The sequence below is a fragment of the Vibrio sp. 10N.286.51.B11 genome, assembly GCF_041469245.1.
Lineage (GTDB): Bacteria > Pseudomonadota > Gammaproteobacteria > Enterobacterales > Vibrionaceae > Vibrio > Vibrio crassostreae_C.
Genome location: NZ_JBFRKI010000028.1, coordinates 28,215 through 49,607, shown reverse-complemented (window position 1 = coordinate 49,607; position 21,393 = coordinate 28,215). Strand labels below are relative to the sequence as shown.

General features: G+C 43.1%; 17 protein-coding genes. 6 read left to right on the top strand and 11 right to left on the bottom strand.

Annotated elements, in window-relative coordinates; all coding sequences use genetic code 11:
• Positions 1 to 90: 90 nt before the first annotated feature.
• Positions 91 to 402 (bottom strand): stress response translation initiation inhibitor YciH, encoded by a 312-nt coding sequence (gene yciH, locus AB4154_RS14620; RefSeq protein WP_008221404.1) that lies wholly within the window; start codon positions 400 to 402, stop codon positions 91 to 93.
• A 3-nt stretch (positions 403 to 405) separates the two neighbouring features.
• Entirely contained in the window at positions 406 to 774 is a 369-nt protein-coding gene (locus AB4154_RS14615) for a DUF3319 domain-containing protein (RefSeq protein ID WP_017060095.1), read from the bottom strand.
• 100 nt (positions 775 to 874) lie between these two features.
• On the opposite strand from AB4154_RS14615, the gene AB4154_RS14610 reads away from it, so the two are divergent.
• Positions 875 to 1,843: a tyrosine-type recombinase/integrase gene (locus AB4154_RS14610; RefSeq protein ID WP_017060094.1), complete on the top strand. Its 969-nt coding sequence runs from the start codon at positions 875 to 877 to the stop codon at positions 1,841 to 1,843.
• 155 nt (positions 1,844 to 1,998) lie between these two features.
• Here the strand turns inward: AB4154_RS14610 and AB4154_RS14605 are convergent, their stop codons facing one another.
• Together AB4154_RS14605 and AB4154_RS14600 are read right to left on the bottom strand one after the other, a co-directional pair.
• Complete coding sequence (locus tag AB4154_RS14605; protein ID WP_017064584.1) at positions 1,999 to 2,994, bottom strand: D-alanine--D-alanine ligase; 996 nt, start codon at positions 2,992 to 2,994, stop codon at positions 1,999 to 2,001.
• A 179-nt stretch (positions 2,995 to 3,173) separates the two neighbouring features.
• Entirely contained in the window at positions 3,174 to 3,737 is a 564-nt protein-coding gene (locus AB4154_RS14600; protein WP_372123373.1) for an SPOR domain-containing protein, read from the bottom strand.
• Between the two features lie 216 nt (positions 3,738 to 3,953).
• On the opposite strand from AB4154_RS14600, the gene AB4154_RS14595 reads away from it, so the two are divergent.
• The gene (locus AB4154_RS14595; RefSeq protein ID WP_017069918.1) at positions 3,954 to 6,635 is read left to right on the top strand and encodes a bifunctional acetate--CoA ligase family protein/GNAT family N-acetyltransferase; all 2,682 of its coding nucleotides are present in this window, start codon (positions 3,954 to 3,956) and stop codon (positions 6,633 to 6,635) included.
• On the opposite strand, the gene AB4154_RS14590 is transcribed toward AB4154_RS14595, so the two are convergent.
• Positions 6,627 to 7,514, bottom strand: a complete 888-nt coding sequence (locus AB4154_RS14590) for a LysR family transcriptional regulator (protein WP_065584957.1) — start codon at positions 7,512 to 7,514, stop codon at positions 6,627 to 6,629. The two genes, AB4154_RS14595 and AB4154_RS14590, sit on opposite strands and share 9 nt — an antisense overlap.
• Before the next feature lie 223 nt (positions 7,515 to 7,737).
• On the opposite strand from AB4154_RS14590, the gene AB4154_RS14585 reads away from it, so the two are divergent.
• Positions 7,738 to 9,870 (top strand): TonB-dependent hemoglobin/transferrin/lactoferrin family receptor, encoded by a 2,133-nt coding sequence (locus tag AB4154_RS14585; protein WP_372123371.1) that lies wholly within the window; start codon positions 7,738 to 7,740, stop codon positions 9,868 to 9,870.
• A 358-nt stretch (positions 9,871 to 10,228) separates the two neighbouring features.
• On the opposite strand, the gene galE is transcribed toward AB4154_RS14585, so the two are convergent.
• The 4 genes from galE to AB4154_RS14565 all read right to left on the bottom strand — a co-directional run bounded on the left by galE (position 10,229) and on the right by AB4154_RS14565 (position 14,042).
• Positions 10,229 to 11,242: a UDP-glucose 4-epimerase GalE gene (gene galE, locus AB4154_RS14580; protein ID WP_017060088.1), complete on the bottom strand. Its 1,014-nt coding sequence runs from the start codon at positions 11,240 to 11,242 to the stop codon at positions 10,229 to 10,231.
• 82 nt (positions 11,243 to 11,324) lie between these two features.
• The gene (locus AB4154_RS14575) at positions 11,325 to 13,301 is read right to left on the bottom strand and encodes a diguanylate cyclase domain-containing protein (RefSeq protein WP_136974594.1); all 1,977 of its coding nucleotides are present in this window, start codon (positions 13,299 to 13,301) and stop codon (positions 11,325 to 11,327) included.
• A complete protein-coding gene (locus AB4154_RS14570) occupies positions 13,301 to 13,837 on the bottom strand; it encodes a YfiR family protein (protein WP_017060086.1) in 537 nt (178 codons plus the stop codon). The genes AB4154_RS14575 and AB4154_RS14570 overlap by 1 nt, the downstream gene beginning before the upstream one ends.
• Positions 13,827 to 14,042 (bottom strand): hypothetical protein, encoded by a 216-nt coding sequence (locus AB4154_RS14565; RefSeq protein ID WP_102394477.1) that lies wholly within the window; start codon positions 14,040 to 14,042, stop codon positions 13,827 to 13,829. The genes AB4154_RS14570 and AB4154_RS14565 overlap by 11 nt, the downstream gene beginning before the upstream one ends.
• A gap of 170 nt (positions 14,043 to 14,212) precedes the next feature.
• Here AB4154_RS14565 and AB4154_RS14560 point away from each other — a divergent pair, with 170 nt between their 5' ends.
• The 3 genes from AB4154_RS14560 to AB4154_RS14550 all read left to right on the top strand — a co-directional run bounded on the left by AB4154_RS14560 (position 14,213) and on the right by AB4154_RS14550 (position 16,786).
• The gene (locus AB4154_RS14560; protein WP_372123369.1) at positions 14,213 to 14,956 is read left to right on the top strand and encodes a 5-oxoprolinase subunit PxpA; all 744 of its coding nucleotides are present in this window, start codon (positions 14,213 to 14,215) and stop codon (positions 14,954 to 14,956) included.
• Positions 14,957 to 15,090: 134 nt separating this feature from the next.
• The gene (locus tag AB4154_RS14555; RefSeq protein ID WP_017060083.1) at positions 15,091 to 15,843 is read left to right on the top strand and encodes an allophanate hydrolase subunit 1; all 753 of its coding nucleotides are present in this window, start codon (positions 15,091 to 15,093) and stop codon (positions 15,841 to 15,843) included.
• The gene (locus AB4154_RS14550) at positions 15,836 to 16,786 is read left to right on the top strand and encodes a biotin-dependent carboxyltransferase family protein (RefSeq protein WP_372058323.1); all 951 of its coding nucleotides are present in this window, start codon (positions 15,836 to 15,838) and stop codon (positions 16,784 to 16,786) included. Before AB4154_RS14555 ends, AB4154_RS14550 begins: the two co-directional genes overlap by 8 nt.
• Before the next feature lie 180 nt (positions 16,787 to 16,966).
• On the opposite strand, the gene AB4154_RS14545 is transcribed toward AB4154_RS14550, so the two are convergent.
• Complete coding sequence (locus tag AB4154_RS14545; protein WP_017060081.1) at positions 16,967 to 18,421, bottom strand: FAD-dependent oxidoreductase; 1,455 nt, start codon at positions 18,419 to 18,421, stop codon at positions 16,967 to 16,969.
• Positions 18,422 to 18,953: 532 nt separating this feature from the next.
• Entirely contained in the window at positions 18,954 to 21,392 is a 2,439-nt protein-coding gene (locus tag AB4154_RS14540) for an ABC transporter permease (protein WP_372123368.1), read from the bottom strand.
• Position 21,393: the final 1 nt, after the last annotated feature.

The window sequence follows — 21,393 nt, the reverse complement described above, 5'->3', positions numbered from 1 at the left end:
TGTGTATTTAACCATACTGGCTATTTACCATAAAATACCTAATAACCAGTGATAATAATCTTCGATTTTAACCCTGGTATTAGTTAGAGATTAACCGCCAGCAAATTTAACTTTGTAGCCTTTCTTTTCAAGGTGCGCTTTGATCTTGTCGCGCGCGTCACCTTGAATTTCGATGTTGCCATCTTTTACTGAGCCACCGCAGCCGCAAACTTTCTTGAGTTCTGCTGCCATTAGTTTTAATGGTGCGTCATCTAGGTCTAAGCCAGTTACGACAGAAACGCCTTTGCCTTTACGGCCTTTGGTTTCTTTTTGGATTCGAACGATACCATCGCCTTTAGGACGTTGGACTTTCTCTTCTTCAGGCTTAATGCGACCTGTTTCTGTTGAATATACTAGGCTCATAATTTACTTCTTTTGTTGCTCTGCTTTTTGTTTTGCGAGTAAGTAAGCTTCTATATGGCGTTGGATTGCAACCTTGCCGCCTTTGATTAAGCGACCGTTAAACATGCAATACCACGCATTAGGCTCACCGGTGTCATTCTTGATTTGGTAGCCGTTGAAGTTTTCAGTCGAGCCACCAGTTCCTCTCGACTTATTTAATGACATGAATTCTTTTGGATCAATAATAGATGCGGTATCAATCCACCAATCAATACTCTTTTTCACGGCAGCTAGGTTGCCCTGAATAACGTTGTTTTTTAACTTAGCACGCCAAACTGTGTTGTTAGCATCTATCGATTGAAGATGGACGCTTCGGTAAATTGAATTAGCCATATCTATTAATCATCTTTCTGTTTTCACTGCATTAATCATAAGTATACTAATAATGATATCAAGCATAATATGGTAAAAACACCTGTCGAGGTATGGTAATTTGAGAAAAAAAGTCCCTATTTTAACTGACTCTGTGATAATTAATTCATTTGTTGAAAAATTAAACAGCAACGCGACAATAGAAATTATAGATGAGTTGACAGGATTTCAATACTCTCGCAATTCACTGTTGGGCATTTACAGTGATTGGAATCGCTATCATGCGTTCTGTACCAAACATCGTATTAACACACTTCCCGCATCTATAACCGCTGTTCGTCGTTTTCTTGAAACGGAGTCTAACGATAGAAAATACGCATCGCTAAAACGTTACACTGCAACGCTTAGCATGTTACATACTGTGTTGAGCTTTGCTAACCCGATCAAGCACAGGCAAGTTCGCTTTACCCTACTCCACTTACAATCTCAAATGGCCGGTGACGCTAAACAAACCAATGCTATGACATCTGTGCATCTCACTGATTTGAATACGTTACTCTCCCATGAGAAAGCAAACCTGAAAGAGATCAGAGACATTGCTATTTATAACGTGATGTTCGAGTGTGCTTTAAAGCGCTCAGAGCTTAAGTTGTTATCGATGAGTGATGTTGAGTACGTTGAAGATCATTACCAAGTAACAGTCAAAGATTCGGCTTATCAGTTGTCACAAATAGCCAGTGTTGCACTTCAACGTTGGCTTTCGTTTACTGGTATACAAGATGACTTGCCAGTATTTCGTGCGATAGACAAGCATGAGAATATTGGTTTGCAGCCTTTAGATGATTCGTCCATCTATAGGATATTGAGAAGAGCTAGCGACTTACTTCAACTGCCAGAAAATCACCATTTCTCTGGAAATTCGATTCGTGTTGGTGCTGCACAAGAGTTGTCGAAACAAGGTCTTAAGGTGAGAGAGATTCAGGACTTTGGTCGTTGGCTTAGCCCGGCAATGCCAGCTCAATATGTCGGTTTCACGGGAACGGCTGATAGTGAGAAGATGAAGTTTAAGGCGTTAATACCTTGGCAATGACGGGTCGCAGATTACTTGGATATTACTATTTTGATATAAGTTATGGTTAAAACGATATTTGTAAAAACGGTTAGCGTTAAAAACAAAAAGCGCCTTGGCGAAAGCTCAAGGCACTTGTTGGTTCAGCTCTAAGTGAACGAAAACGAGTTAGAAACCTAAGAAAGGCTTGTTCTCACGCAGTTTTCTAAGAACTGGCTGAATTTGTGGCCGTCATGCTCAACCATTTTAGGGAACATGGAGATTGGCGTCATACCTGGGAAGGTGTTGACTTCGTTCAGGTAGATTTCGTTGTCTTGCGTTAAAAAGAAGTCGATACGAGACAAGTGACGAAGCTTCATCTGGGTGAAGACTTTTCGTGCGCTGTCTGCAATCAATTCACGCTGTTCGTCAGTTAAATTACTTGCTTCAACTTCAGTGATCGAGTGGCTGTCTGCACTGTACTTCTCTTCGTAAGAGTAAAATGCGCCATTCGGTGCAATCACCTCACCCGGCTTGCTGATGTGTAGCTCGCCATCGATTTCATAAGCAGCAATTTCTAGCTCTCTAGGCACCACTGATTTCTCAACCAATACTTGGTCCGAGAAAGTGAACGCCTTGTTGATAGCCTCGCTTAAATCTTCTACTTGGTTAACTTGGTAACAACCTACAGAAGAACCTTGACGAGCCGCTTTCACAAACACTTTACCCCACTTTTCAAATGCTTGAGTTGCTTGTGAGTGAGCTTGATCATTGTTGTCTGATAAGAACAGGTACGGCGTGTTTGGAATACCAAGTGCGTCGTACCAAAGCTTTGACGTGATTTTGTTAAAGCTGTTGTTGCTTGCTTCTGGACCACAACCTAGGTATGGAATTTTAGCCATTTCAAACAGTGATTGAATGTCACCTGTTTCACCTGGGAAACCGTGTATGCAAGGCACAATGAAATCGACTTTAGATGCTAAATTGTCACCGCGTAAGGTTTGGTCGTTAATATCAAGATAAACCAATTCACCTGAATCAAGACACCAGCCTTCGTTCTTAATTTCAACTCTTACAACGTTAAAATCTGCAACGCTATTAAGTTGTTCAAAAAGGTAATTGGCTGAAACTAAAGATACTTCATGCTCTGAAGATCCACCGCCGCAAAGTAGAAGGATGTTTGTGGTGTTCATGGGTAAATTCGGTCCTTGAAACTAGGAGTACTGACTTCAATGATAAACAAAAGTCGAGATAGGTACAGTGTTTTGATTGTTAAAATTGCGCTCGAAAGATCGAGCGATTAACTATTAAACAAAACTGTTCGTCTTAAAACAAAAGAAGGAGCATTTGCCCCTTCTTTATGAATTAAAACTTAGTTCAACTTGTTAAGCGTTGGGTATTCAGAGTTTTTGATGTCATCAATGCTCTTAACAAACGGCTTCAAGTTTTGGAAAGTGGTCGGCAGAGTTGAAATTGCCTTTTTAGCTTCTAAGCGTGTCGCGTAATCACCGTAAAGGACAGTGAACCACTTAGTGCCGTTAACCATTTTGTAGTTTTCCCAAACTGGTTGAGAAGTCGTTGGTAGCATTTTCACGAAAGAATCGACTTTAGTCTGGCTGCCAACTGCAACAACTTGAACTGTGTAACCAAAACGCTGGTTCATGTCTTGTTGTTTCTTAGTTGGGCCTGTTACTACTGCAACGGGTTTAGCCCTAGTCGTTTGAGTCACTTTCTGTTCAACAGGTTGGGTCTTGATAACGTTGACGACATTCTCTTCAACAACGCCTGTTTGCTCAGATTGAGATACAACTGGAGCTTCAACTTTGGCCGTCTTGTACTCTTCTTGATAACTATCTGAAGTGACATTGGTAACGTAGTCGTCAGATACACACGCAGCCAAGAGCAGTGGCAAAGTCACAATTGCAAATTTTTTCATGGAAAGCTCTATATCCTTAATAATAATTACTATAAATCATGCCGATACGTCGGTTTAGAATCAAGTTAACTTTGGGATTATACACCATTAGTGGGTGACCTATTTCACAAACTTTATGCAGTGTTTGCTTATTCATCTGAATTCGGTGAATTTGCCATCAACCTGTGAGTGCAAAGTAAGTTACGATGAACTTACGTGCATTGCTAGGATATGTCTATGAATCATCTTGATCCCCTACTTAAACCCCGTTCAATCGCTGTTGTTGGTGCTTCTCAACGAGAAACACGCGCAGGATATATTGTTATGAACAATTTGTTGCATGGGGATTTTAAAGGTGCGGTGATGCCGGTTACGCCGAAATATGATTCAGTGGCCGGTGTGCTTTCTTACAAGAACATTTTGTCGTTACCGATTGTTCCTGACCTCGCAATCTTGTGTACCAATGCGACCCGTAATGTCGCTATTTTTGAAGAACTGGCTGAGAAAGGTATAGCCTCTGTCATTGTGCTTTCTTCAGACATGCAGCAAGAAAGCGATAATGGTGAGACGTATGATGAACGATGCCTAGCGATTGCCAAAAAGCACAACATTCGAGTGTTGGGTTCCAATAGTTTGGGGGTGATTGTTCCTTGGTTAAATTTGAACGCCTCATTCTCTCCAGTGACAGCATTACCCGGTAAGATCGCCTTTGTTTCTCAGTCGGCAGCTGTGTGTACCACTATTCTCGATTGGGCTAATGACAAAGAGATCGGTTTTTCGGCGTTTATCTCTATAGGCAATGGTAGCGATATCGAATTCTCGGAGTTATTGGATTATCTCAGTACCGACTCTCACACCGAAGCGATATTGCTTTATGTAGACAGCATTACTGATGCGAGGCGCTTTATTTCTGCAGCGCGTGCGGCTTCGCGTAACCGACGAATTTTGGTGTTGAAAGGCGGTCGAACGGCGAAAGGCAGAGCCGCAGCAATGGCTCACACTGGCGGTGCCGATACATTAGATATTATTTATGATTCCGCAATCCGACGCAGCGGCATGCTACGAGTTAAGAACTTACATGAACTGTTTGCTGCGGTAGAAACACTGACTCATTCAGTACCATTGCGAGGCGAGCGCTTGGCTATTGTTACTAATGGTGGCGGCCCTGCGATTATGGCTGTGGACACCCTATTTGACCGCGGTGGTAAGCTCGCAGAGTTTTCAGAAGAGACACTTGATAAGTTGAACAAGGTTTTGCCATCGAGTTGGTCTCATAGCAATCCTATCGATATTGTCGGCGACGCTGGTGATCAACGTTATATCGACACTATAAACATCTTACTCGATGGCGATGAAGCAGACGCGATTCTTATCATGCACAGCCCTTCAGCGGTCGCACATTCCGCTAAAACGGCAGAACGAATTATTGAAGCGATTAAGAAGCACCCTCGCCACAAGCGCTTTAACATCCTGACGAATTGGTCTGGTGAGCTAACAGCAAGGCCCGCACGAAAGCTGTTTACCGAAGCGGGTTTCCCAACTTATCGGACCCCTGAAAGCTCTGTGGTCGCATTCATGCACTTAGTCGAGTACAGACGTAACCAACGTCAGTTAATGGAAACGCCGACCACTGCAGAAAAAGTACACATTGAAGATCTAGCAGATGCGAAAGGTTGGATAGAAAGAAAACTACTGGATAAAGATACAGTTAGCCTTGATACTCACCAAAACAGTCAGTTTTTCAAGAGCTTCAACCTCGATGTGTTACCAACTTGGATCGCTTCTGACCCAAGTGAAGCGGTACACATCGCTGAAACGATCGGTTATCCCGTCGCAGTAAAATTACGTTCGCCGGATATTGCACATAAGTCAGACGTACAAGGCGTGATGCTCAATTTGCGAAACAGCAGTGAAGTTGCCAATGCGGCTCAGGCAATTCTCGATCGTTCTCAATTATCCTTCCCTACAGCAAACATCCACGGCTTGTTAATTCAAGGTATGGCTAAGCTCGCGGGCGGCCAAGAGTTGCGTATTAAGGTTACAACAGACGAAACCTTCGGCCCAATCATATTACTTGGACAAGGTGGTTCGGAGTGGGATGAGTCGATTGATGCCGCAGCTGCTTTTCCACCGCTCAACATGACACTGGCGCGTTACTTGATTATTCGAGCGATAAAAAGCGGCAAGATTCGTCTACAAAAACTCCCTAACCCCATCGATATAGAAGGTTTGTCTGAGTTATTGGTACGTATATCGCAAATGGTAGTGGATTGCCCTGAAATACATGATTTGGATATCCATCCAGTACTGGCAAATGGTGACAAGTTCACGATATTAGATGCCGATATCATCTTGAAAGCGTACGAAGGCGATCCACAGGAACGTCTTGCGATTCGCCCTTATCCGGTCGAGCTTGAAGAACGTATCCAGCTAAAAGATGGAACCGAAGTGTTGTTACGCCCTATTCTTCCCGAAGATGAACCGCTTCATGCTGACTTCATTAACCGTGTGTCTAAGGAAGATCTCTATAAGCGTTTCTTTAGTGATGTCGGTGAATTCAATCATGAGGCGTTGGCGAATTTCACTCAGATTGATTTCGATAGAGAAATCGCCTTTGTGGTCGTTCGCGAGGAACAAGGCGTTCCAGCGATCATCGGCGTGTCCCGTGCGCTGATTAACCCTGAGAACACAGACGCCGAATTCGCAATATTGATTCGTTCTGACCTTAAAGGTGTTGGTCTAGGTCGCATTCTTATGACCAAGGTTATCGATTACTGCCGTGCGAAGCAGACCAAGCAGATGTCGGGTATGACGATGCCAACCAATAGAGGGATGCTGACACTAGCTCAAAAGCTCGGTTTTAAGCTAGATATCAGCTTTGAAGATGGTACTGCAGATATGGTGTTACCGTTACTTTAACGCCCATGTCTTTTTAAGATGTTGGATACACCAAGACTTGGCGTCGCCCATTTTGTTGCGTCGCCAAGCCATAACAATATCGATCGGTTGTGGTTCTGTACCGGAGATCTGCTGTAGTACGCCAGATTCAATCAAAGGTTTAGCGACACTATTCGGTAAGGTGCCAATCCCTAGTCCTGATGTCAAAGCCTCTACTTTCGCAGGAAAGCTTGTCACGGTTAAACGTGGCTGTTTCTCTAGAATATTGATGCTTAGTGCTGGCTGATCGCGTGCGGTGTCTGCAATGGCAATAACCCTGTAACTTTCTCTCGCCTTCTGATCGAATTCACCAGAACGATTGTGAACATAGTGGCTTGATGCCGCGACCCACACCATCTCCATTTTACCAATTACGTCACTTTTCATATCGTTTGGAATTGTATCGAGCTTAGGGCATATCAATAAGTCAGCACGACCATCTGTGAGAGATTCCCAACAACCCGCTAAGATTTCCTCTTGCAAACGAACGCGTGTTTTACTGATTTTTCCTAGTTCATCTACCAGTGGGAAAAAGTTAGCAATCGGGATAATGCCATCAAAGGCGATGGTCAAATCGAGCTCCCAACCATTGGCTAGAATGCTTGCCTCGTTAACAAGACGTTCTGTAGCTCCAAGAATGATTCTACCTTGCTCAAGTATCAACTGACCCGCTTCCGTGAAATTTGCACGGTGGCCTGAGCGGTCAAAAATCATGATGTCTAGATCTTGTTCAAGCTTCTGTATTTGATAGCTGAGTGATGAAGGCGCTCTGTCCATTTCATTGGCCGCGGCGGCGAAACTTCCACGTCGGTCGATGGCGTCTAGGATGTGTAACGCTTCAAGTGTTATTGGACTATGCATAGCTTTCCTACTTTATAAATGAGACTTGAATCACAAAAAAAGAAGCATTCAAACTGTGAATGGAACTGTAAAAGTCTTTTTAATACAGATATTTAAGAGTATTAATTATGAATTAGTTGATAAAGTTGAAAATTAATTAAATGCAAATAATAGTAATTATCATTTAGATCCAATATCATCTTCGCAAATCAAGATAATACTATGGAACTAAGGTAACTATCAGATGTATAAGCAATCCCTACTCTCTGCTTCAATCGTTTTAGCGCTTTCATCAACATCAGCCTTTGCTGAAGATTATGCCCTATTTGATGAGGTTGTTGTATCTTCGACTCGTACTAATCAACAACTTGAAGATGTTGCTGCGTCGATAACTGTGATTAACGATAAAGATATCGAAAAAAACATGGTTACGGATGTAGAAGACTTATTTAAGTACACACCAGGTGTCACGGTGACTACGAATTCTCGCCAAGGGATTCAAGGTATTAACATTCGTGGTATGGAAGGTAACCGAGTAAAGGTTATCGTTGATGGAGTATCACAAACTAGCCAATTTACTCCAAGTGGTACTCAGTCATATAACTTCATTAACTCTTCACGCATTGATGTCGATACGGATATGTTGAAGTCTGTCGAGATTGTTAAAGGTGCGGCTTCTTCTCTGTATGGGTCTGACGCGATTGGTGGTATTGCTGCGTTCGAAACAAAAGACCCGAGTGACTTTTTAAAAGACAAAGACTTCGGTGGCCACGCGAAGTTCAACTACTCTTCATCTGATAATACCTTTAGCGAATCGGTTGCTTTAGCAAATCGTATTGGCGACCTAGAAACGTTAGTTGCTTATACTCGCAGAGACGGTGAGCAAACTGATAACTTTGGTACACCTGATGAGCAAGATACTCAGAACAACAACTTGTTGGTTAAGCTTCAGTACCAATTAAACGAACAACACCGTTTAGAGTTTTCTGGTAACTTCATTGAGAATTCTGGTGATACCGATTTAAATAGTGCAAGTTACACCGACTACACTGGCGAAGACACAACTAGCCAACAGCAAATCGGTATCAAACATATTTGGGATGCTGACCTAGCGTTTGCAGATACTATTACTTGGCAAGCTGACTGGCTGAGCAAAGAAGAGAATGGCGTAACTAATCGTACTTCTAATGGCGGTATGTTCCTACCTCCGGCAGGTAATGTTCAGAAAAAGGACTATATCTACGAGGATGAAGGTTATCAATTTGATGTGCAATTCGATAAGTTCTTCATGACGGGTAATGTAGAAAACTACTTTATCTATGGCGCTTCATATTCGGACAAAGACATTAAAAACGTTAATAACGAATATAACTCCATCAGCGCAGACCAAGTTATTTTCTACATCCCTGCCGCATCTGAAAGAAAATATGGATTCTTTGCTCAAAATGAAATGACGATCGGAAATTGGATGATTACTCCGGGTGTTCGTTTTGATGGTTTTGAAACTGATCCAGGTGATACAAGTCAAAACCCAAGTGGTAACCCAGAAGAGTCTTATGCAAAATATTCAGACTCAGCTGTTACCGGACGTTTGGGTACAACTTACACGCTTAATGATGAAAATAAGATCTTCGGTCAAATCAGCCAAGGCTTTAGAGCTCCTGATTTCCAAGAGCTTTACTACTCATTTGGTAATCCTGCTCACGGTTATTTGAATGCCCCTAACCCTGACTTAGAAGCTGAAGAAAGTATTTCATACGAGTTAGGTTGGCGTCATAACACAAATTATTCATCAAGCGAAATCGCTATCTTCTACAGCGATTATGATAACTTTATTGATAACGTAGCAGTTAGTGGCTCAGCCACTCCGGCCGATCCAACAATATATCAGAATGTAAACATTGATGAAGCCGTAATTAAAGGTATCGAAGCGTCAAATACACAGTCTTGGAATAGCTTCATGCCAGTGAAAGGTGTTAGTACTCGTGTTTCTGCAACGTATACTGAAGGTGAAGATGGCGAAGGTAATCCTCTTAACAGTGTAAACCCTTGGAACGCTGTCGTTGGTTTTAACTATGATGCTCCTTCAGCACTATGGGGTACATCACTTAACATAAGCTACACAGCAGGTAAGAAGTCTAGTGATATCAACAGCGATGGTTTGAATGATGAAATTCTACCAATTGATTCAGCAACTGTAGTTGACCTAACAGCATACTACTTGCCGATGAAGGATCTTACGCTTAGAGCAGGTCTCTTCAACGTTACGGATGAAGAGTACTACTCGTGGAATGACGTTCGTGGATTCTCACAAGAAGATAAAGATTACACGCAAGCAGGTCGTAACTGGTCAATTACAGCTAAATACGAATTCTAACTCGTTAGAAAACTTAACGACAGAATCTGATACAGCAGAAACTAAAAAGCCAGCTTAATTGCTGGCTTTTAATTTATTTCACTAAAAAATTGTATAAAAAAGGTAATAAGTGAAATTACTTCTCTGCCATCTCTTTTTTAACCATTACTGCAGCAGCAACGATGAAAGTGATGATTAGGCCTAGTTCCATGATTAACTCCAAAGAAAATTAACATTAAACATATAATTCGCGAGCATAATAACACAGCGGATACAGAATGATACTTTTTAACCACTAATTTACTTTTTATTCGATTAAGATCAAAAAAGATGCCCGAAAGCATCTTTTAATTTTTGAATCATTCACGAAACCACTAGGTTAACCAGGGAATCCATTCGGGTTTGTTGACTGCCAGCGCCATGTATCTTCGGTCATTTCAGCCAATGTGCGGCTTGCATTCCAGCCCAGTTCTTTCTGAGCTTTAGCTGGATCTGCCCAACACTCTGCGATGTCACCAGGACGGCGTTCAACTAGCTTGTAAGGGATCTCTTTACCGCTTGCTTGTTCGAATGCTTTAACCATGTCTAACACACTTGAACCGTTACCCGTACCAAGGTTGTAGATATGAAGACCGTCTTTGCACCCTACTTTCTCAAGCGCTGCGATGTGGCCATCAGACAGATCCATTACGTGGATGTAATCGCGAACGCCAGTCCCGTCTTTTGTTGGATAATCGCTACCAAATACAGATAGGAATTCACGGCGGCCCACTGCTACTTGAGAGACAAATGGCATTAGGTTATTTGGGATACCTTGCGGGTCTTCACCTAGCTCACCACTTGGATGTGAACCTACAGGGTTAAAGTAACGCAGCAGTGTAATGCTCCAATCAGGATTGGCTTTTTGGAAATCGGTTAAACACTCTTCAACCATTAGTTTACTACGACCATATGGGTTGGTAGCGCTTGTTGGGAAGTCTTCAGTAATTGGCACACTTGCAGGATCACCGTATACCGTTGCTGAAGAGCTAAATACCAAGGTTTTTACACCCGCATCACGCATTGCATCAACAAGAACTAAAGTGCCGTTTACGTTGTTGTCGTAGTATTCAAGAGGCTTTTCCACAGACTCTCCGACGGCTTTCAGACCAGCAAAATGGATAACCGCTTCGATGTTGTGTTGCTTCATAGTTTCAGTCAAAAGCGCTTTATCACGAACGTCACCTTCAATGAAGTTGGGACGAACGCCCGAGACTTTTTCGATGCGCTCTAGAACGCTTGGTTTGCTGTTGTACAAGCTATCAAAAAGTACAGGTGTCATACCTGCGTTGATCATCTGGATACTTGTATGGCTACCAATGTAACCCATGCCACCTGTAACTAAAACATTCATGCTTAGCAGACCTTTTAATTAAAAATATTCAACCTATCACTTATGATACAACAACTTAGGGTGAGCTCACAAACACCGGTGCCTATTTACCCTCACGAGCGAACACAAACTGACCTTTTCCTTTGCGTTTCGCTTGGTACATAGCCTCATCAGCAACCTTTAGAATCACGTCAATATCACGCTCTGAGCCATCAACTAAATTGATACCTAAGCTCGCCCCAACATGAAGTGAACGCTGTTTATAATTCACTTCTTGCCCGATCAGATCCAACAATCGCTCGGCTAACTTCGCTAATAAGACTTTGTTTGTCTGTTTAATAATAAGAACAAATTCATCACCCGACAAACGTGCAACCAAATCCCCCGCTCTTACCTGAGATAACAACCGGTTTGACACTTCTTTAAGGATTTCGTCACCCGCATCGTGTCCATAATTGTCATTCACTTCTTTGAAGCCATCCAAATCCAAGTAGATAACCGCAAAATGCTGATTTGAATAGTGGCTCGACGTGACAACATCATCCATAACCTTATACAGCTGCGCTCTATTCGCTAACCCGGTTAATGCATCGTGATGAGCCAAGTGTTCGAGTCTTTCCATCTCTTTAACGTTGGATAAATCAGACAGCGTTAATACCATATCAAACTCGTCTTTCTCGTTGTCTGAGGCAACTCGATTCACTTTGACAAACATTGGAACTAACGTACCAGACGCACTCTTCTCCCACACTTCGCCTTGCCATTGACCATAGTTGTCTAACGAACTGCGAATTGTCGGCATCAATGATGAAAATTGCTGCCACGAAAATACTTCAAATGGTGTTTTGCCCACCAGCAGATCAGAGTGATAACCGAGAAGTTGTGTGATCGCCGGGTTAACCATGGTTATCACATTGGATGAGTTGAGCACGATCAAGCCGTCTTTACTGTTTTCGAAAACACCCGCAGCAATACGTTGGCGACTCATGGCCGTTTCTATGTCGGTGACATCTTGGATTGCATAAAGAATACGACCATGTTTTGTCAAAGAACGACTGCTCACACGAAGCCAGCGTTTTGATTGAAAGAGATCGGTGGTTTCCAGCAATTCGTCATTAAGTTCAATATTGGCATCAATAACATCTTGTAAGTAACCCGTTTGCTTGGTCGCGATCAACTCTTGGATCAACAAATTCTCAAGAAAGGCTTCCGAGCATTTAAAAATATCCCGAGTAGCTGCGTTCGCATGAAGAATGAGCCCTTTTTCATCCACCACCAACAAAGAGTGCTGAACGGTTTCAATGACCTCATTTGCGAATGATTTTTCTTCTTGTAACTTGTCTAACGTAAAATTGATTTGGTTATCGCGATGTTGAAGCCTTTCTAACATGGTATTGAAAGCTCGAACCAGATCGCCGATTTCATCGCGGTTCGTTACGACTAATTTAGGCTGCTTCGAACGACGCTCAACAAAGGCTTGCATCGCCTCATTGAGGTCAAACATCGGTTCGATAATCAAGCGTTGCACCAATTTGACCACTACTCCGCCTAACATCACCAGAAACAACAGGTAGACGACCGCAACCTTGAAAATATTCGTTAAGATCGAATTAAACGTCTCTTTCGATATTGTTACTCTCAAGTTCGCGATCACTGCGCCATCCAGTGTCACTGGAACGAGCAAGAAGATGAAATGCTCAGAGATGGCAAATTGATGATCGGCGATATCGTCTAATTCTTCTGCGTTTGGCCTTGGAACCAGAGTGTTGCTCACCTGATAGCTGGCAAAAAGCTGTTCGTTGATGTCATAGAGCTTCACTCTAACAATATCTTTATCTGCGACGAAAGCTGACAATATTTCCTGAGCCGATGACTTGTCTTCAAATAAAATCGCGGCTTGCAAGTTATAAGCAACACCTTGTGCTAGCACTTTAACACGCTGAATAAGACTCTCTTTCTCTCTCTCAAACGTGACAGTGTAATTTACCGATTGGATCGTTACAAAAGTGACTGCGATGAAGATGATAATGGGTAATATCAGCTTGTTTTTAATCGATATGTTATTAATGAAAGACAACATTATTGGCCCTCCACTATAGCGATTCGTAACAGGTTCGAGCCAATGACGTAGTCACCGCGCCTTGCGTTCTCTAGATTGATCTTAGGTTTGAGCTTATTATCGATGTGCGTGAGTTCAATGATTCCACCTAAGTCCGTAAAGTTAGGGATATCACTGATTGTCACAGTATGTGGCGAGTGCTCTTGACTAAGAAATTGGTCATTTTTACGGTCAGACAAATACGTAATATCACACTTAGAAGTAATCGACTGTTGAACTCGGATAGCGAGCGAACGAATAGATTTCCCCTCGGTAATTGACGTTAGCACTTGGCTTACCTTTTCATCGCCAATCACACAAAAGTTCACAGCGTTCATTGAGCTTTCATCATTCCAACGTATAAAATTCGCAATTCTAAAAAGGTACACCGCTTTCACTTCATAAGGTTTGAAGCTAGCAGCTGAGGTGTTCAACGGCACAATAAGCATCGTTAAAGCCGCTAAGCCTAGTTTAGATAAGCCGAGCTTAATGCGGTGCTTAAGCCATTTAGAATTCATGAGAGATCCTCACATATACGGACTCTTGGTTGACACAAATCTCGGTAAGTTTTTGTGTCACTTTCGAAGCCGTTTCCATTTCAACATCTAACATAGACAACTCTTCAAGGCTCATCGACATGAGCTGGTCTAGAGAGTTTTCTTGAGCAGAGACAAAAACAGGTATCGTTAATGCTAGTCCTAAGCAAACCTGGCGGGATATCATGTGCTCACCTAATATACAGATAGATATTAATCCTTTAATCAATAGTTCAACTATATATGAAATGCCATACTGGTAAATCTACGGTGTCGAAAGTTTGAGTTAGGTCACTGTTTATTTATGGTATTTATAAGACCGTCATTACTTACCTCAACGTAAAGGATTAGCACCACGTGACAACGAAGATTTTGCTTAATTGCGACATGGGAGAAAGTTTCGGCAATTGGAAGATGGGCGATGACGAGTCGGTCATGGAATGGGTCGATATGGCAAACATCGCTTGTGGCTTCCACGCGTCTGATCCGCACGTTATGTCCAAGACGATAAAACTGGCGCAGCACTATCACACCCAAATTGGTGCTCATCCCGGTTATCAAGATCTCGTTGGTTTTGGTCGCCGTTCTATTCCACACACCATGGACGAAATCAGTGAGCTGGTTTGTTATCAAGTCGGTGCATTACAAGCCCTTTGCCGCTATCACCATACCACTGTTGGCTATGTGAAACCTCATGGCGCTCTTTATAACGATATGATGGCAAACATTGATGTGTTCAATGCGGTAGCCCAAGCCGTCGCTGAGTTTAACATCCCGTTGATGATTCTCTCTTCATCAGACAATCAACAGTATTTGGATATTGCTGACGACCATGACTTGCCTATCTTGTTTGAAGCGTTTGCCGACCGTGCTTATTTAAATAACGGACAATTAGCGCCACGTACTCAAAAAGGCTCGGTTTACGTCAATCAAGACGATATCTATAACCAAGTTATGCAAATCATTAACTATGGCTCGGTTACGACTTTAGAGGGCGAAAGACTGCCTATTGAAGCTGATACTATCTGTGTTCATGGTGATAACCCTCAATCCATCGCATTAATTAGAAAAATCAGACAAGACCTCAACGCTTTTAATTAGTATGAAGCGTGTGATTGGTATGACGCATGGTCTAATCGCTCGTGAGATCTAATTGATTTGTATTGGCTTGGACACGGAAGTGAGACACGCCAAGTAAGCTAAAAAAGGCAAGATAACAAACGTATGGAAACGAAATGACGACGAATCAGATTGAATTCAATATAGCGCCAGTCGCGGAATGCAGCGTTTTGGTGACCTTGACGCTATCGCCTTCAAATAATCAATCTAGCGCCGAATATGCGCAATACATAGCTCACTTTTCCGATGCCATTCGCCAAAACTTAGCATCGGTGTTGATGAATGTGACACCGGCTTACCAAACAATATTGGTCGACTACCTCCCTTATCGAATATCAGAACAGCAGCTCATTGAACAGCTCAATAATTTGTTGAGTCATGCTCTGTCGTCCTTTTCTAGTGTTAGTAAAACTCGCGATACGATTGAGCTTCCTGCCTATTACTCACCAGAAACGGCGCTCGATTTAGACCGATATCAAAACAAAGGCCTGTCGCTCGACCAGATAATTCAACATCACACCTCACAGACATACAGCGTCAGTGCGATTGGGTTTACGCCTGGCTTTGCCTTTATGTCGGATGTGGTTAATGAGCTTGCCTTGCCCCGTCACTCCACACCCCGCTTAATTGTGCCCAAAGGCAGTATCGCCATCGCGGATACGAAAACAGCTGTGTACCCTTCGGATTCACCGGGCGGTTGGAATATTATTGGCAATTGCCCACTTCCGTTGTTCGATCATAGCCAGTTGAAGAACGCCGATATCACGCAAAGACCACTGTCTCTGCTTAATGTTGGTGATACCGTCCGTTTCATAGCGATTTCAAAAAAAGAATTTGTAGAGTTGGGTGGAGGCATCGTAAATGGCTAAGACAAAAACTAAACCAACACTGACAGTGATTAAGCCCGGCCCGTTGAGTTTGATTCAAGACTTTGGGCGATTTGGTGTTGCTCATCTTGGATTAACGCAAGGTGGACCGGTTGATGACTACTCTTATAGCTGGGCTAACCATCTATTGGGCAACCCAGTCAACCAAGCGGCGTTGGAAATCACGCTTGGGCAATGTGCGTTGAGAATCGATTTTGATTGCGAGATGGCACTATGCGGGGGTGATTTACAAGCGAAACTCGATGGTAAACCACAGGCTAACTGGAGCACTTTTCAAGCTTTTAAGGGGCAAGTTCTCTCATTTGGTTTGCCTAAAAATGGTCTAAGGGCGTATTTAGCCATTAAGGGCGGTTTCGATGTTCCATCAACTCTTGATAGCTGCTCTACAGTCACTCGTGAAAAGATTGGTGGATTAACGCAAGATGGAGAGCCATGCCAACAAGGGCAACAAATCGCTTTTACCCAACACCAACTCTCTCATCCATTTAAAGCGTTGAGTGTTACCTTCCGATACACGCCTGATTACAATCTACCCGTGAACCTACGAGTGATTGAAGGCTATCAAAGCGAGCTATTCTCCGAGTCAGCAAAAGAGACTTTGTATAACGCGCAGTATCACGTTGACCAAAACTCAAATCGGATGGGTTATCGACTCAGTGGCGAACCCGTCGACTCGCCTGACATTTCGCTATTGTCAGAAGGCATTGCCTTAGGTGCGATTCAAATTCCACAAGATGGACAGCCTATCGTGCTGCTTAATGATAGACAGACCATAGGTGGTTATCCGAAGATAGGATGTGTCGCCAGAATCGATTTACCACGCTTGGCGCAAGCAAAACCTGGACATGCGATATCGTTCAGCAAGGGCGATCGCTTGGGCTTACAAGATGTTTGGTGCCAATGGGCTCAGTTTTTCGGCTATTAGTTTTTGCGATGTGTTATGTGCTAAATGCTATGTAGCTGAGAATAATCAACTAGGAAGATGTCATTTAGATGAGGTTCGGTATCTAAGCAGATGTTGAAATGAAGATTCGGCTTACCTATTACAGTAAGCCGAATTGAAGAAATTAAACGCAGTCGATGATGATAGACTAATTATAGGCTATTAAGCGTGATCTTGACCTGACACCTTGGCAAGCGCTTCTGGGTATCCACGTTCTTGTGTCAAATCTATCGCTCTGTTTTCAATATCATTTAGATTAAGTGACATTGTCACTGAGTGTGTGTCTTCAATAGATGCCGCCTCTGATACATCAAACCATTGCTCAGCGACCTTTTGTGCCGCTTCTAATGTTGAAGAAGCTTTTACTACTTCAAGTCGAGCATAGCGATCCCCACAGAATGAAACGTCTGAAGCTCTTAAGCTTGGATCGGTTCCCGGAATCTGTTGTGCACCAAACAAAGGTTTACCACCGACCAATGCAGAACTGAAACTTGGGATGAACTGAGACATATGCGTTATTGCCGCGCGAGTTCTTAATTCAAGCTGATCTTCACTCCAACCCGATACGATTTTCTTAAGCAGCTTCGAAGGCAACTGTGGCTGTGACGAGTCTGTTGACGATGAAACAAGCCCACCCTCAAACAGAGTAATCCCTTCTGTCATGCCGTGAAGTTGGAACACACCATCAGCATACGGCGTTAATTGCGCCATGCCTTGCGGTGTGCCTCTCGGGCCATGGAAGATAACTTCTGGCCACTCTTCCTTACATTCTTGCGAATATGGCCACTCTGTAACGTATGCAGCTTTAAACTCAACAAGTCTTTGCTGCTTAGAGCCAACAAAGTCATCTACGATACCCGTTTCAAACCCACTCGCATTAATCAAGTAATCGGTCGTTAGTTGGCAGCTTTGGTTTTCGGCATCGGTATAAGTCAAAGACCAACCTTGACCTGTCGACTCAACAGATTGTAATCGGCTGTTGGTTAACACAGTACAGTTAGCTTGTTGCCCCAAAGAGAGTTGAGCGGTCGCAGAAAGTCGGAATACGCTCCAGCCATACTCTTGGACCATCGCAACAGGATACTTTAGGGTCTCTAAATCCGTATGCTTGGCGAAAGGAATACACCAATCATCAAGCGATGTTGGTTTCAGAGGCTGTGTTTTCGCAGAAAGTGCTAATAAATCTTCTTTGCTGTACAGCTTATAATACTCTTCCGGATCACCGAGCACTTGGTTGCTTTTATCTTGTTTAACAAGATCGGCATAAGCGCTTTTGATTATCTTGAGACGAGGAAGCAGATCCAACGGCTCTCCACCATCACTGTGCGGAACGGCGATGATTGTCGGACGAATATTGATCGTATGAGGGAATAAGCGGACGGTATCAATTGACTGTGTGAGCAATTGAAGACACTGCTCTACAGAAATATCTCGATACAAATTGCCGCCAGCGTGCAGGTGGCAAATTGGTGGACCATTAACCAAACTCGGCCCTTTTTCTAAGATAGTGACCTTAAAACCCAACTCACTAAAGTGAATCGCGCTCGTTGTTCCGGCAATACCACCACCAACAATGGCAATAGAAGGTTGATTTGTATCCGTTTTGTTGTGGTTCATCGTGTTCTGTAGAATAAGATTAACTGCCTCTATTCTACTTTTGTTCTGCGATGAATTAAAACACATTTTTATCAAGGTCTTAGATAGGCGGGATTTAATATCTATGTAAAAAACATAAATAATCTCTTGACTCAATAACTCCAGATAGGGTTTTAAAGGTTATTCTAACAGTCAAATTTGTCCTAAGTGACGCCACATAAAGGCTGCCTCAGTACTCTTAAAACATAGCGGTTAACTTATCCCTAAAGTTATCCACCGTTTTTGTGGATAACTGTTGATAACGTTCTTGCTAAGTTGCGCAAACCCTTTGTTTACAGGGACTAACCGCTGTTCACTAAATCGGCATTATTGGGTAATTAGTTTTAAAAAATGCTAAAAACAGTGGAATCTAAGGTGCGATATTTTTTACTTATGCTACCGGTTGGTTAAATAAAAAACGGTCTAAAGCGACGTATTATAAATAGTGCATGACTAAGTATAAATAATCTCACTTTTAGACCGTTTTAAGCGCTTGGCTAGATCTCGCTAACGACTAGCCAAAATCCTTGTTTACTGGTGCCAACAAACGTTTGATTAAGCTATTCACTACCGCGGCTAATGTGATGAACGTTAGCACCGGTAGCGCTATCCACAACATCGGGTGAAGTGAAGGTTGTAACTCAAAACCAAAGTTCATCACTCCTGCCACGCTGAGCTCAGAACCAAGGGCTGCAATTGAGCCTGCGACTAACGCCATTAAACCGTACTCACACCAAATAGTATTGAGAATTCGCTTCTTACTCGCGCCTAATGTTCGATACAAGCGTATCTCTTGTTGTCTTTGAGATAAGCTCAATCGCAATAGAGTGAAGATAAGCAACAGCCCCGCCACCACACCTAGCGCCGCAAGTACGGTAATCGACCAAACAATCTGCTTAAGCAACTCTTGGATCTTGCTACCCATCTTACGAATATCCATCAAACTCACGGTTGGATGATTTCGAGAGAGTTCGTTGAGCATCTGATTGTGTTGTTCTTCTAATCTGAAGCTCACTAGCCAAGTAGAAGGGATTGAACTCAAGACATCTGGAGTGAAAATGAAGTAGAAGTTCGGCTTCATTTCTCGCCACTCGACTTTGCGGATGCTATTCACCTTGGCAGAAACATTCTGGCTGTTGATTGTGAATGACAGCTCATCGCCAATCTTTAGATCCAGTTGCTCCGCGACATCCGATTCCACAGATACGCCATGCTCTTGCGTCCAGTTACCTTCTAACACTTCATTGTACTCGGGTAAGCTATCTCCCCAAGTGAAGTTGATCTCTCGACTTAGTGCGTCTGTTTCGCCTGAGGTATCGCTGTATTCCGACGCTTCAACACCGTTTATCGTCGTCAGTCGTCCTCGGATAATTGGAAACGCTTGAGTACGCTCTACTTCGTTTGCATCAATCGTCTCGAGATAACTGTCTTTCTCATAGCTTGCAATGTTAAGTGCAAACGCATTCGGTGCGTTCTCGGGTAAGGTTTGTTGCCAATCTGACAGTAAATCACTTCTTACCAACCAGATGATAGACAGCAACATCAGTGAAAGCGCTAAAGAGCCAAATTGAATCCCTGTTGCTAATGGTGTGCGATTAATTCGGCTCAATGCCAAGCGCATAGACGTCGACGTCGGCAGTTTGCCGACCAAACGCAGAACAAGCGTACTCACAATCGCAAGCACTAAGAACAGGCAAGCGATACCCGCTAGAACTATCCATACCAACAGGTTATCGCCGTACATCAGCATCATTGGAATAATAGGCACCAGTAACAACAAATATTTCTTGTAGCTTTCATTGGACTGGTGACTTGATTGGATAACGCTGATTGCCGAGGTGTTGACCAAGCCAATTAACGGGATACCAAGAGCAGGAACACCAATTAGGATGCTTGATAAAATCGCCAAGATTGCAGGTTCAATACCATAGCTAGGAAGTGGCGTTGGTAATAAGTCGCCCAGAGGTATACGAAGCAAAAACTCCAAGCCGATACCGATGGTTATTCCCAGTACTGCACCGATAACCACTAACAAAGATACCTGTACAGACAACCATTTAACGATCCACTGCTTGCTTGCACCTAAACTCTTAAGCATCGCGATGGTTTTACGACGACTCGCAACATAATGTTGGCAAGTGAGTACCAAAGTGGTCGCAGCCATGATCACTACGATAGCTACCGTTAGTGATAAGTATTGAGTGGTGCTTTCGAACATGTCGTTGGTACGACTGGCTGAGTCTTGTGTACGCCAGCGGTCACTTGGTGTCAGTTCGATACTGTCTTGTGCGGCTTTGAGTTTCGATTCATCACCATTTAAAAACAATCTAAAGCTAACGCGACTGCCCGGTTGAATCGCTCCCGTGGCATCGATATCACTTGTATGAATCAGCACAGCTGGCATTTGTTGGAATGGGTTAAAGCTTAAGCCTGGTTCTTGAGTGATTCGTCCAGTTATCGCTAAATCGGCATCACCAATAGTGACATTGTCACCAATTTCAACCTCTAACTGTGCAAATATACGCTCGTCTAGCCAAAGTTCACCCGGCTCAACATGGTTACTTGATGCTTTATCAGCGCCCTCTAAGATCATTTCACCGCGTAATGGGTAATTACTTTCAACTGCTTTTACCGTCACTAACTGCATTGAGTTATCACTGAATGCCATGGTTGAAAAACGAGTCAACTGAGATCTTTCTAATTGTTCAACTTGAGTGAGGTCTAACAAGGATTGCGGAATTGGGTTTGCTGAGATAAACACGCTATCAGCAGTAAGCGCATCTTTGCCCTGTTTAACAATTACCTGCTCCATACGTTCGGCCAACGCCGACAATGCAAATACACAAGCAATAATAAGCGTTAAAGCGATTGAAACTGGCCACAACTGGCCGTGTCGAATCTCTTCGATACTCCATGAAAACAGGCGTTTATTCAGTCCGTTTGATGAATTCAAT

Coding starts and splice junctions, on each gene's coding strand:
- yciH (WP_008221404.1), bottom strand. CDS start 402: ATGAGCCTAGTATATTCAACAGAAACAGGTCGCATTAAGCCTGAAGAA.
- AB4154_RS14615 (WP_017060095.1), bottom strand. CDS start 774: ATGGCTAATTCAATTTACCGAAGCGTCCATCTTCAATCGATAGATGCT.
- AB4154_RS14605 (WP_017064584.1), bottom strand. CDS start 2,994: ATGAACACCACAAACATCCTTCTACTTTGCGGCGGTGGATCTTCAGAG.
- AB4154_RS14600 (WP_372123373.1), bottom strand. CDS start 3,737: ATGAAAAAATTTGCAATTGTGACTTTGCCACTGCTCTTGGCTGCGTGT.
- AB4154_RS14595 (WP_017069918.1), top strand. CDS start 3,954: ATGAATCATCTTGATCCCCTACTTAAACCCCGTTCAATCGCTGTTGTT.
- AB4154_RS14590 (WP_065584957.1), bottom strand. CDS start 7,514: ATGCATAGTCCAATAACACTTGAAGCGTTACACATCCTAGACGCCATC.
- AB4154_RS14585 (WP_372123371.1), top strand. CDS start 7,738: ATGTATAAGCAATCCCTACTCTCTGCTTCAATCGTTTTAGCGCTTTCA.
- galE (WP_017060088.1), bottom strand. CDS start 11,242: ATGAATGTTTTAGTTACAGGTGGCATGGGTTACATTGGTAGCCATACA.
- AB4154_RS14575 (WP_136974594.1), bottom strand. CDS start 13,301: ATGTTGTCTTTCATTAATAACATATCGATTAAAAACAAGCTGATATTA.
- AB4154_RS14570 (WP_017060086.1), bottom strand. CDS start 13,837: ATGAATTCTAAATGGCTTAAGCACCGCATTAAGCTCGGCTTATCTAAA.
- AB4154_RS14565 (WP_102394477.1), bottom strand. CDS start 14,042: ATGATATCCCGCCAGGTTTGCTTAGGACTAGCATTAACGATACCTGTT.
- AB4154_RS14555 (WP_017060083.1), top strand. CDS start 15,091: ATGACGACGAATCAGATTGAATTCAATATAGCGCCAGTCGCGGAATGC.
- AB4154_RS14550 (WP_372058323.1), top strand. CDS start 15,836: ATGGCTAAGACAAAAACTAAACCAACACTGACAGTGATTAAGCCCGGC.
- AB4154_RS14545 (WP_017060081.1), bottom strand. CDS start 18,421: ATGAACCACAACAAAACGGATACAAATCAACCTTCTATTGCCATTGTT.